Annotated in this window: 8 protein-coding genes; 4 read left to right on the forward strand and 4 right to left on the reverse strand. The window is 35.9% G+C overall.

Annotation, left to right across the window (positions count from 1 at the left end; translation table 11 throughout):
* Positions 1-299: 299 nt before the first annotated feature.
* Both UN64_RS02305 and UN64_RS02310 read right to left on the reverse strand, forming a co-directional pair.
* Positions 300-3,527 (reverse strand): ABC transporter permease, encoded by a 3,228-nt coding sequence (locus tag UN64_RS02305; RefSeq protein ID WP_171978775.1) that lies wholly within the window; start codon positions 3,525-3,527, stop codon positions 300-302.
* Entirely contained in the window at positions 3,520-4,215 is a 696-nt protein-coding gene (locus UN64_RS02310; protein WP_077359482.1) for an ABC transporter ATP-binding protein, read from the reverse strand. The genes UN64_RS02305 and UN64_RS02310 overlap by 8 nt, the downstream gene beginning before the upstream one ends.
* A 592-nt stretch (positions 4,216-4,807) precedes the next feature.
* Here UN64_RS02310 and UN64_RS02315 point away from each other — a divergent pair.
* Genes UN64_RS02315 through UN64_RS02330 form a run of 4 tightly spaced genes read left to right on the forward strand, consistent with a single transcriptional unit; the run spans position 4,808 to position 7,856 of the window.
* On the forward strand, positions 4,808-5,368 hold the full coding sequence (locus tag UN64_RS02315) for a sigma-70 family RNA polymerase sigma factor (RefSeq protein ID WP_077359483.1): 561 nt from the start codon (positions 4,808-4,810) through the stop codon (positions 5,366-5,368).
* The gene (locus tag UN64_RS02320; protein WP_077359484.1) at positions 5,358-5,975 is read left to right on the forward strand and encodes a hypothetical protein; all 618 of its coding nucleotides are present in this window, start codon (positions 5,358-5,360) and stop codon (positions 5,973-5,975) included. The genes UN64_RS02315 and UN64_RS02320 overlap by 11 nt, the downstream gene beginning before the upstream one ends.
* 2 nt (positions 5,976-5,977) lie before the next feature.
* Complete coding sequence (locus tag UN64_RS02325) at positions 5,978-6,847, forward strand: ABC transporter permease subunit (protein ID WP_077359485.1); 870 nt, start codon at positions 5,978-5,980, stop codon at positions 6,845-6,847.
* A gap of 1 nt (position 6,848) precedes the next feature.
* Positions 6,849-7,856 (forward strand): ABC transporter permease, encoded by a 1,008-nt coding sequence (locus tag UN64_RS02330; protein ID WP_077359486.1) that lies wholly within the window; start codon positions 6,849-6,851, stop codon positions 7,854-7,856.
* A gap of 193 nt (positions 7,857-8,049) precedes the next feature.
* Here UN64_RS02330 and UN64_RS02335 read toward each other — a convergent pair whose 3' ends face one another.
* Together UN64_RS02335 and UN64_RS02340 are read right to left on the reverse strand one after the other, a co-directional pair.
* A complete protein-coding gene (locus UN64_RS02335) occupies positions 8,050-9,030 on the reverse strand; it encodes a LacI family DNA-binding transcriptional regulator (protein WP_077359487.1) in 981 nt (326 codons plus the stop codon).
* Between the two features lie 19 nt (positions 9,031-9,049).
* Positions 9,050-12,511: a glycoside hydrolase family 31 protein gene (locus UN64_RS02340; RefSeq protein ID WP_077359488.1), complete on the reverse strand. Its 3,462-nt coding sequence runs from the start codon at positions 12,509-12,511 to the stop codon at positions 9,050-9,052.
* Between the last annotated feature and the right edge of the window lie 52 nt (positions 12,512-12,563).

Consider the following 12,563-nt stretch of genomic DNA (forward strand, 5'->3'; position numbering starts at 1 on the left):
GTCTCCACCATACATACAGTCAAAAACCCTTGAGGAATCAAGGGTTTTGTTTTTTTAAAAGGGCAAATTTTTATCAAATAAAATTGTTTAATCGTTTAGGTTCACATTTGGTTCACCTTTAGTTAACTAAAGGGAAAATAGGATGATTATTATAAGAAAATTACCTTTTCTTTCAGCAAGGTATTATTAAAGTAATTCAAGTTCCATAAAAAAGGGCGTTAATCCTTTTTAGATTAACGCCACCGGATTGTTGAGAAGCTAACACATCCTATATGTCTGATAATTCCGATTACTTTCCCTTATTCAATTTCTACTATTATATCTCCTGGCAAATTAGTATTAGATATAACCATGATTAGTTTGTCAGTTGCCTTAGGAACTTCATAAGTGTTTATTACACTCGCTTCCCCTTCGCCAACTATTTGCGATAATCCTCTCCAATTCTTACGTTTGACAACCTCCCAATCTTTAGGATTGTATTTTTTACCATTTTCATCAATTATCTGGTAAGTGTATGGTTTCATTAACCACGAAACTTCTTCATAATTCGTAAAGCTGAATGGTATGGATATCAATTTGTGCCCTTCTTTTGGTTTATCTTTTCTCGCACCAGAGACATCTTTTCCGACTTCAATCGTAAAATATACTTCTTCTGTAAATTGATTTTTTAATGAAAATTGTTCGCCAGCACTTATTGTTTGGTAAGCCACACTATAAAAAGATAAGAATCCCGTACCACTGACAACCTTTTTATCTGGTTTATTTTTTGAATTTGATGGTTTGTAGACTTCAACTGCTTTTCCCTTTGTACCTTCAACGTTTGAGATATTTTGTTTGGATTCCGCACTGTCTTTCGTATTTGGAATAGCAGTTCCAAGTAAAAACATTATACCAGCAAACAAACAAGTTCCACCTACGGCAAATACATACTTAAAACGTTTCTCAGATTTTTTAGAATTACTGTAACTTCCGCTCAGCCCTTGGTAAGGCTGAATTTTAACCGCCTTCGTTGAAGGCAAAACAGCACCAAGTACCCCAGCAAGAATAGGGATCGCAATAGTGGCTATCAATACAAATAATTCCTTTATTGGAAACTGACCGTACACTTTAATAATCCCCAGCAGTGCGGATCCAAAACCGATAATACCTGCTATTAATCCGTTAATTCCACCTTCAAACAAGATGACTTTACGAATGGTCCCATCTCGCCATCCGAGAGCTTTAAGGACTGCAAATTCAGGTTGTCTTTCCACAACATTTTGCCAGATGATTTCAATTGTCGTTAAAATTGCGATTGCCATCGCAATGCCCATAGCAAGGTAATGCATCGGTCCAATTTCTAATGCGACGTATTGTCCAAGCCATGTCGCATACATAACGCCCTTTAAACGGAAGGTAACAAAGATAAAAAAGATGAGCATCGCAGAAGGAAGTGCGATCGAAACGATTGATAATATACTTCTCTTCCATCTAGTTATCATATAGTTAACACTTATCCCGATTGGGGTTTGAGACTTAAAATATCGTTTTCCTTTTGAAATTTCTCCCGCTTTCATACTTTCATATGGTTTGATTTTTCGAACGAGTATCGCTGGTATTAGCGTTCCTAGCAAATAGATTAACAATCCGAATATACCAATTAATACGATTCGTCCCGTGGAGGTATCAATGTCATTTGTAAGATAAATATACCCTAGAATGATCCAACTGATTAACGATACGATGCTGCCTAAAATGACTGACTCTATAAATAAGAGCTTTGATAATTGATTCGGTCTCCATCCCAGTGACAATAACACTGCAAATTCTTTTTTACGAGCATACATCATAATCAAATTAGAAGAAAACACATAAACGATTGCGACAAGAATCACGGTCACAATAAAAGATGACGCTCCGACTTTTGTTTCTTTAAAGATCGAAATCGAAGACCCGAGTTTAATCCACGGTTGTTCAAGCCAACCAATACCCTTTTTTCCTTCAATTCCTGGAACATGCGTTAAAGCAGGCTGAGGGGAGGAACCCAACGTTATATCTGTCATGAGACCTGTTTCTTTTTCGATCTGGTCTGCGACTTGTTTTAATAATTTTTCACTATCTTTGTTTAAGTTTTTCACACCTTTTACTTTGATACGAATAGATGCAATGGGCTTATCCCCAAGTAAATTAGCAGCTGTATCAAGTGTAGTTAACATGGTGGGTGGTTTAGTTAAAAAACCATAAGGATTATTTGCGGGTTTCATTGTTCTTGGTGGATTAACTGGTTTCTCATCTGTATCCATTACCAACTGAGCTTTTGCGGGAAAATACGTTTCCATTGGAAGCTCGGTTAAAGGATCCTTTGAAATATTAATTTTGGTTGGATCAAAAACTCCAACTGGATTCAGTCTTACACGAAGCCAGTCTTTAAAATTATCACCAAACATATTAACTTCTCGATATGCTTGGTCCACTTTTATCAACGAATCCTCTGGGAGTGTGTAAGGAGTAATTTCATAAGAAAAGGACCATCGATCTTTAAACGGGCTGTCTATCGGTCTATATTCAACAGGGGAAGGTTTAAGTGCTACAAAATTTGAACTGTTTGATAGGGTGCTTTGGTTATTCATTATTGTTTTTACAATTTCCTTCTGAGCTTGAATAGTAGTGAAAGTGTGTTTCTCGATTACCGTTCCTTTCTGTTTACTTAAATAAGTTTCTCCTCCATTTTTCTTAACGTTCTCCATAGACTCCTTTTGTTCATCTAGTTTTTGAAATGGGATATCTAATTTTTCTACAACAAATGAAATCTTGCTGTCTGAATATTCCTTGTTGCTTATAATTACGGGTATGGTAGTATCTTTTATATCTAAATCTTCATCTAGGACAATCTCTTCTGCGACATCCTCTTTTAAAAAATAACGGCTATTTGAATTATCTATAATCGCTTGATCTAGCCCTACAAGTTTAGCTTCTGCATCGGGATCAATACCAGCGAGTAATATATTGCTTCCATATTTAAGATCACCATCAAACCTTCCTGTACCGTACTCCTTTCCAGTACCTTCTGGTTCCCAACCACCAACCGTGAAATAAAAAGCTCCTTCGTCTTTAGCGTCTCCGATTCCATCATTATTTGTTTCAATCGTTTTTAACCGATAGACTCCAGGTTTTGTAACACTTATCTGATCGAGTTTCACATCGTTAAATAAATATCCAACCATTGCAATCGGTGCGGCGATTTCGATATCGTCCATTTGTTTAATCCTTTTATATTGTTCCATAGTAATTCCGCCTGATAGCCCACTTAGATAATTGGGTTCAAGGAGGTTCAGTTCTTCTGTTACGCTTCGGCTTCCTTGTGGTCGGACAACGATATCATAAGAAGATTTCCATCTTTTTTGTAGTTCATCGACGATTGTTCCGTTATTAGCTTGTGTAATCCCTACTAAATAACTAAGACCAATACTGAAGATTAAGACGCCAACTAGCATTAGAATGAATTTTTCTTTGTTCCTCCACCAGGAGTTCCAAATAAATCTAAGCATAGTGAGCACCTCTACGCTCCCTGATAATCTCTCCATCCTTCATTTCGATTAGGATATCCGTTCGTTCAGCTAGTTGAGGATCATGGGTAACAATAATTACGCCGCATCCCTTTTCTTTATTCAATGTTTGAAGCAGTTGAAAGATTGTTTCTCCTGTTTCGGTATCAAGGTTTCCTGTTGGTTCATCCGCAAGCAACCAACTTGGTTCGTGTACAAGTGCTCTCGCAATGGCTACACGTTGTTGCTGTCCACCTGATAATTGTGAAGGCAGGGCATTACATTTATCTTTTAATCCCATTTGTTCAAGTAGAGATCCTGCTCTTTCTTTTTTGTTATAAGGAACTGTTCTTGCCATAAGTGGTGACATTACGTTTTCTAATGCGGTAAGTGTAGGTAAGAGGTGAAATTGTTGAAAGATAAACCCGATGTGTTCAAAACGAAAATCAGCTAATTCTTTGCTTTTGAATCTGCTGACCTTTTTATCTCCAAAAAAGATATCTCCTTGGGTAGGTACATCTAATGTGCCAAGTAAACTGAGTAAAGTTGACTTCCCTGAACCTGACGAACCTACAATTGATACAAACTCACCTTGATTGAACTTTATGTTAATGTTCTTTAATGCATAAGTTTCAATACCGTCTCCTTTAAAAATTTTGTTTACGCCTTTACATTCAATTGATTGATTCACAAAACAACCCCCTATAATTTATCTGTCTATTCTGTATATTAATATTTTAACAAATATATCCAAATATGAGGTAGCTTTATTAGAACTTTGAAAAATTTAAACACAATAAAAAAGTACGCAAAAGAGTCAAAATGATAATTAATTTTCTTTCTGAGTGTCATTCAACAATCTGGCCCTTAACATAAAAAAGGCACATTTCTTATTACAGAAATGCACCCGATTGTTGAAAAACACTGGTCTAATTCTAAGTGATGGTTTAATTTTCACCTATTCCACATCCTGTATAAATTTACTTTAGTTTAACCTAAAGGTGTGTCCCTAAGTAAACTCTTTTCATATTCCTCAATCCTGCACGATTATTCAATAAGTTCCATAAAAAAGGCGGTAATCCTTCTTATATCAACCTCCCCGATTGTTTAATACCTTCTCCTTAACATTTCTGAGTCATCACTCTTTATTTTAAATCTAGACGATTAAATAAATTTACAAAAACAGGGTTTTTAACTATAAAAATGGAATAGTATTACAAATTTACAACCAAATTCTTTATTAATCGTCTAATTAATAAACAACCTTTTTGTGAGGTATTAAAATGGAACTTAAAAATATAAAAAACTCAGTAGGAATAGCAGGTAAAGAGAAAATTATTAAGGACTACCTAAGAGACTATGGTGAAAATATTCTTCGATTGGCGTACTCCTATGTTAAAGATCAAACTAAAGCAGAAGATATTTTACAAGAAACTATGTTGACTGTTTACTTACAATTAAACACCCTGAGAGAAGGAGCTGCATTAAAGAGCTGGATTTATCGTATCGCAATCAATAAATGTAAAGACTACCTAAAAAGTAGGCAGTATAGACAATTTAAACTATCTAAGATCCTTCATTTAAATATAGCTTCACCAGAAAAGTCAGTGGAATTAAAACTGGTCATTAAAGATGAAAACGAAATCCTCGCTACTGAACTTTTTAGACTTAAATCAAAATACCGTGAAGTTATTATCCTTCATTACTATGAACAGCTTACATTAGAGGAAATAGGTACTATACTTGGCATCAAACCTGGTACCGTTAAATCCAGATTGCATTACGGGAGACAATTATTAAGAAATGCACTTGAAGGAAGTGTTGGTAAACACTATGGAAGATAAATTAAATCAATTAAAGCACATATTAGATCAGAGGACTTATAGGACTATCACTTTAACGAAATCCAGGGAAGAAAAAATCCTTGATTCTTTAACTCTCAGTGTAATTAAGCCAAAAACCAGTAAATCATTTAAATTCAAAGAAACTTTAAGCATTATTACATTAGCTTTATTGATGATATTAACATTCAGTAATTTGACTACACAATCAGGGAACAACGACGAAAATAACTATTTATCTATTCCCTTTTTAAACAAAGGTGAGCAGATAGCAAAACAGAAGAAGCTAACGAGTGAGATCCTTCGTATTCAACAAAATCACAATACATTAACCTTTGAAATGATGATAAAAGACAATGAAGATATTGGTTTTTATAAAAGGAAGGTAGAGGAAGTGTTGAAGGTTTACTCCACACTTTATAAGAGATTACATCCTAATCAAAAAGAATTATGGGAACAAAAAAATATTACTGTCTATCTTTCAAGATATACACCTAACCCACCTCCTTTTTTTGACCCTAACAATGTTATATTGGTTGCACATAAGTCAGTTCATTCAAATCAAATTGAATGGGTAACAAACTTTCATGAAAATGAGGTAAAAAAATAATAATGATCAAAACAGCCTCTCTTAAAGTTTCCATGCTTACTATACAGTTCTTAACCGCAATTGTAGGAATTATTTGTTTAGGAGCATTACCAGGGTTGTTTAATGGTCTATCAATCGATCTTAATGGTTATCTACAAACGATAAAAGAATTAACTATTAAACTTACTAGCCCTTTATCTTTAACCTACTCAGTTAATCACCAAGTGTCCCGTCCATTATTTCCAGAAATCTTAATCAGATATAAAGAATCTTTGATGATTTTTATAGGAGCATTACTACTATCTCTAATTATTGCTTTAGTAATAGTATATTTAATGTTTCTTTACCAAAAAGTTAATGTGGTCGTCAAAAAAAGCTTTATCATTTTAGAATCACTTCCTGATGTTTTAATTATTATGATTGTTCAGCTACTTGTAGTTTGGTTTTTAAAAAAAACGAATATCCTTCTGGTTAATATTGCTGCTGCGGGTGATCAAAAGGTAAGAGCTCTTCCTATTATTTGTTTAAGTATTCCAACTACTATTATGTTTATAAAACTCTTATCTCTACGTGTCGAAGAGGAAATTCTTAAGGAGTATGCTTTATTTGCAAATGCTAAAGGAATTAATAGAATCGGCGTTTTTTTTAAACATATATTACGGAACGTATTATTAAGCTTCTTCTTTTTCACGAAGACAAATATCTGGTTTATGCTTTCAAACCTTTATATTATTGAATATTTTTTCAACTCCATAGGAATTTTCATTTTTTTAAAGGATTATAACACCATTGAAATATTTACAGTTTCCTTGCTGTTAATTTATATACCTATATTTCTGTACATCCAAATATTTAATCTATTTACGTCAAAATTAATTAAAGAGGTTTCTTAATATGTGGGGGTTATTTTTCAAGCAAAAAAAAGTATGGGTTGGTTTATTATTCTTAATTACATTAGTAACGTTAAGTATTGGGAATACCGTTGTGAATGATGGTGAAATAAAGAGAGTGAGTTTTTTATATGATGACAAAGGACAATTAATGGGTGCTCCATTTCCTCCTTCTACAGAGTTTTTGCTAGGTTCTGATCGAAAAGGTTATGACTTAATGCATTTAGTTATAGAGGGTGCCAAATGGACCATTGGAGTAGGAGTGTTAATTACTGTACTAAGAATAGTTTTAGGACTTATATTTTCTATTATTCTTGAGAGAACCCCAAGTAAGCTCTTTAAAGTAATTGAAGCATTTTTCGATAGCTTTTCGGTTGTTCCCTTAACGATGATTGCTTATTTTGTACTGCAACATGTTTTAGTCTTCGCGAACGGTTCCACCCCTGATCCATTTCATGAAAGAGTAGGATTTGAAATCATTATTCTTACTTTATTTGCAGTACCCACCATTTCTTTTTATTTGACGAACGAAATAAAACTTTTGTTCAAGAATGAATTTGTTGGTGCAGCACGTGTTTTAGGTGGACAAAAGAGTCATATATTCAAAAAACATATTGCACCACATCTTTTTCCGATAATTTTAATCCTATTTATGCAACAATTTATTCAGGTACTTTTTATTCTTGTTCATCTAGGCGTTTTAAAAGTGTTTTTTGGAGGTACTATTGTATTTTTCGATGGTGATATTGATTCTGTTACACATGAATGGACAGGATTATTAGGTATGTATTATCTTTCATTTACAACTCACCCATGGATACCTTTAGTTCCTATTATATTTTTCACCTTAACAATAGTTAGTAGTAATTTGATATTGTCAGGTATTAAAAAGTCTTATGAACAATCAAAGATTAAACCCTTTAAGAAGAATCTATACACAAGCAATATAAAACGACAAAACAAGGAGTTTTCTTTTCAACCTATTAAAATGAATTTAAGTAAATATAGATAAAACTAAATAATCATTTTATTATAGTTGAATTCTTTAAATTTGGGAGATTAACAAAAAATAGCTAGCTAATTTACATATAATTTTAGCTAGCTGTACGAATTCCTTTATTCTGTTTTTATTAAAGATCAGAACCTTTTAGCTTATATAAAAAAATAGAAAACAACATATATATTTTTGTCCTTTCATCGTTTAATTATGTTGTTGTTCTATGAATCAATTGGAATGATAAATTTGTTAGGCTCTTACTTTCTTCACCAGTGATTGCTTGAATCATTACTTTCATTGTCTGACTCCCCATTTTCTCAACTGGTTGTGAGACTGTAGATAAACCCAGCAGCTGCGCGAGAGGCTGGTTATCAAAACCAATGATGGCTAGATCTTGAGGAACCCGCCAACCACTATCTTTTGCTGCTTTTAAGAGCCCCGCAGCCACTTCATCACTCCCCGTAAAAATCGCTTCTGGTCTATTTTTTAACTGTTTTAATCGTAGAAACACATTCTTTCCATCTTCTATACTGATCGCATTGTACAAGTACCAGTCTTCATCAATTACTAAACTTGCTTCTTTCATAGCCTGTTCGTACCCTTTTCTACGGTCTCTTGTTAACCTGGACCTTCTTTCACTTCCAGCACAATACGCTATTTTTTTGTATCCGCGGTCAATGAGATGTTTCGTCCCAAGGTATCCACCCTTCACTTGGTTTAAATAGACCGACGGAACGTAAGCTTCATCATCGTATTCGTTACAAATCACGATAGGACCATCGTTCATATACGGTTTAAAATGTCTCCATTCGTTTTCTATCGAAGTCAGAATTACGCCATCAACTTGTTTTGTTTTTAACAGCTCAAGAAACTTTTTTTCTTGTTCTTTGTTGTAATGGGTCTGACAGAGAATAAGTTTATACCCAAACTTTGCTGCCTCGTTCTCCATCACTTCTACCAGGTGACTAAAGAAAGGGTTCGTGATTCTTGGTACGAAAACAGCAATCGTATCCGTTTTGGTTTTACGTAATCGTTGCGCTGAACTATTAGGCACATAGTTTAATTGTTTCATTGCGTTTAATATCTTACGCTTCTTTTCTTCTGTAACGTAAGGGTGGCAATTCAAGACCCTTGAAACGGTCGTTCGAGATATTCCGGCAAGCTTTGCTACATCATGAATCGTAGCCATCTAGAACATCCATCCCTTCTTAATAGAGATAACCTAAATCACTTTTTTGAAGATCTTTGAATTTACAACGCTTATCGTTGATGGTGATATGACCGTCTTGTGGAAATTGCGGTTCAATAAACAATAGTTTCAGTTCTGTAATCTCACTATCAAACGTTACCTCCCACTCCGTATTTACAAGGTTTGCTCTTACGCCGAGTTTTTGATTCAAGTGATCGGTGATAAAGATGTCCATCCCGTCCTCTAGGTAAATTCTCGCTAAAGGTTTTGTATACCCATCGATTTGGTTGCCGACATAAGAACCTAATCGAAGAGTCTCGTCTGTATTCGTTAAGAGAACAGATCCTTGTTTTACGTAAACAGGTATCGTATCAAGAGGTGCATTCACTCGTTTGAATTGTGGACCTACAATCGCCTCACCTGACCATAGACAATACCACTTGCCATCAGGAAAATAGACGTTTCGCTCCGTACTTCCCTCTTCAATGACAGGTGCAATAAGCAGATTTTCACCGAACATGTATTGATCAAACATCGTCTTAACACTAGAATCCTCTGGATATTGTAAACAAAGAGCCCGCATCAATGGAATTCCTGAAATATTTGAGAGCCTTGCTTGATCATAAATATAAGGTAAGAGATTCATCCTAACGTTCGCAAAGAATCGATATCCTTCAATCGTATACAGATTCCCCGTTCTCTCAGCAATGTTCCACGGTGTTCGGTCCTGGTTAAATTCTCCCTTACTCTCCGCATGATATTGCATGATTGGACAGAAAACAGCCATCTGTACAGAACGAATGAAAAGTTCCGCTGTAGGGATATCTCCGTTAAAACCACCTAAATCCCATCCCCAAAAAGGAATCCCAGAAAGACCAGATGATAACCCAGCAATCAATGAACGCTGAAATGCCTCGAACGTGGAACGCTCATCACCCGCCCAATGGGCAGGAAAGTTTTGAGCGCCGGTATAACCCGCTCTACTGAACGTCATCGCGTCTCCTTTATGTTCTGAATTCGCGAAATCATAGTACGCTTCCACGTAGTCGTTCGGATATTGGTTTCGCATCACATCTCCCTTACGTCCATCAGAGAATATCAGGTCCTTACCAAACACGAACTCACCACCATCAGTCTTAAAACCATCTACTCCTATATCAAGAAGATATTGTCGTTTATTAAACCACCATTCTTTTCCTTCAGAAGATGAAAAATCCATCAACATACTCTCTTTGAACCACCCTTCTGGCATACGATAAGGTGTCCCGTCATTGTTTTTTACCATGAATCCTTTTTGAATCATATAAGCTTCATCACTATCTTTTTGAGGATGATGCTGTCTGTTTAAGTATTTCATGATTGGAATCTGCCAAAGAATCAGTTTCAATCCGTTTTCATGTAGGTAGTCCGTGAGTCCTTTAGGATCTGGCCATCTTCCCCATTCAGGAAAATGAAAATCTTCATACCGATGATAGTCGCTTTCTTCTTTTACGGTATACTCCGCATCGTTAAAAATATAATACGTCGCTTCATCGCTCCACTGCTCTAACACTAGCACCGTAGAAGGAATTTTAAGCTCGTTCGTTAACTTCACCTGTTCTCGCACGACTTTATCTCGGTCCCAGTTGTTACTAGACATCCATGGCCCGAATGCCCAGACTGGTGGAAGGATAGGTTTACCCGTCTCCAACGTAAACTGTTGTGTGACCTCACCGATTTCTCCCATAAACAAGTACATCTTTAACGGTGTGTCTCCGAGATCACACTCGATCTGTAGAAGGTCATGAAGGTTATATCCAAGATCAAACGCACTCCAACTCAAGGTATCGATCCACATACCATAACCCTTAGAACTGACGAAGTAAGGAACAGGCATGTAAGTTCGTGTTCCTTGATCTCGGTATTGGTTGTAGACGAAACAATCGAGTACGTTTCCTCTTTGATTCAATGAGTTATATCTCTCACCAAACCCATACAGTTTCTCTTCGTCTTTGAGTTTAAAGTTAAACATCAGTTTGAATGAATCATGTTCGTCCATCAGCCAGGAGATAGGATATAAATTTTTATCATAACTCTGTATCAACGTCTTGCCAATTGAATCTTTAAGTTCGATAGAGAAAGGATTCTTATGTAGTTCATACTGATACTTCGGTTGCGTCATGACATACCTATCACCACAATCAATAACGAGAGAAGAATTAGTGATTTCTAATCCCTTTGGTTCCTCAAACTGAAGAGAGAGTGAAGAATGATTATGTTCTAACTGAAAACCTACATACAAAGATGAGTAACCTAAAAGATCTTCCCCTTTAAACCAAACTGTTTTCTCTAAATGTCCGATATAGTGAACCAACTTTATGGCGTTCGTTTGTAATGGAGAGAAGTGATGTGTTTCACTAGTCGCTACCTCCACACCGTCTTTTAAGGCTTTAATTTCATACGAAACGTCTTTCGTAAAACTCCCTATATTTGCCTTCCACGTCGTTCCCTTCTCCTTGATGCATGGAACCACTTTTACGTCTTCTCCACTTCTTACCGATACATAAAGTTTATCAATATCATTCGGCCAGATCTCAGCACACACGGTTACATCTTGCTCTACGTGAGGCTGTTTAGGGAACCGTTCAAAGGGTTGCGGCTCATAATGGTTTCCATGTCCGTATGGATTATGGATTATCTGGTACGACGTACTAAGTTTCAGACTCTCATCAAGATAGTATTTAACGATTTCGAGCAAACTCTCAGTTAGTATATTTTCTTTATCGTTTTTCGTTCTACTATTCGTCTCTTCAAAATAGTGTCTCGCTTTTTTCGTATCGCCTTTTTCCGTAAAATAAAGGGCCAGCCAAGCACAGCTCGCAGAGGAATGTACGTTATCTCCTGGTGCCGTAAACACTCCTTGATCGGATACGAGTCTAGATTCAATTTCTTTCACAGCTTCGACCATGATCAAGTCTTCTGGTGAGAATAGACCAAAAGGCATTACTGTCGCGAGAAGGTCTGTTGAGACCGTTTGTTTGTTTAACGAACTGATTAACATCCCACCGTTTAAGCCTTGATCAAAAAAGTAATCTCGTATCTCTGTAAGGTCTGCCTGCAGGTAGTTCTTACCTAGTTGTTGTTTAACGGCTAATAACGCAGCGTACGTAATTCCTAAATTAGAGAAATAAACATCCTTCTCCTGACTATTCATGAAAAAGTTATATTGCGGAAGTTGCCACGTGTTTCTTAACATCTCGACGATAGCCTCAATTTTTTCTTGATGTATAAGTGTAAGATCAGGTCTGCCTCTTCTTTTGTCATGCTGAACAACAGACCAGACCCAACTAGCCAAATAGTAGATCGTCTCCTCTGCCTCGCTCGGTTGATAGTTGTTTAAAAGTTTTTCAGATACATCAAAATTGTTTTTTAACTGAAGAGCATGTGCTTTTATAATAGAAGAAAAAGCGACAAATGGTTTATCAGTGTCTTGTAGAATCATCTTATCTCTCCTGTTACAAAGATACAGCCAAGAAAAATCTTGGCTGTATCTT

Origin of the sequence: Fictibacillus arsenicus (assembly GCF_001999465.1) — a bacterium.
GTDB classification, from domain to species: domain Bacteria; phylum Bacillota; class Bacilli; order Bacillales; family Fictibacillaceae; genus Fictibacillus; species Fictibacillus arsenicus.

Excerpts from the sequence above, each read along its gene's own strand:
- UN64_RS02340 (WP_077359488.1), bottom strand. The coding sequence starts at position 12,511 with ATGATTCTACAAGACACTGATAAACCATTTGTCGCTTTTTCTTCTATT.
- UN64_RS02330 (WP_077359486.1), top strand. The coding sequence starts at position 6,849 with ATGTGGGGGTTATTTTTCAAGCAAAAAAAAGTATGGGTTGGTTTATTA.
- UN64_RS02320 (WP_077359484.1), top strand. The coding sequence starts at position 5,358 with ATGGAAGATAAATTAAATCAATTAAAGCACATATTAGATCAGAGGACT.
- UN64_RS02325 (WP_077359485.1), top strand. The coding sequence starts at position 5,978 with ATGATCAAAACAGCCTCTCTTAAAGTTTCCATGCTTACTATACAGTTC.
- UN64_RS02315 (WP_077359483.1), top strand. The coding sequence starts at position 4,808 with ATGGAACTTAAAAATATAAAAAACTCAGTAGGAATAGCAGGTAAAGAG.
- UN64_RS02305 (WP_171978775.1), bottom strand. The coding sequence starts at position 3,527 with ATGCTTAGATTTATTTGGAACTCCTGGTGGAGGAACAAAGAAAAATTC.
- UN64_RS02335 (WP_077359487.1), bottom strand. The coding sequence starts at position 9,030 with ATGGCTACGATTCATGATGTAGCAAAGCTTGCCGGAATATCTCGAACG.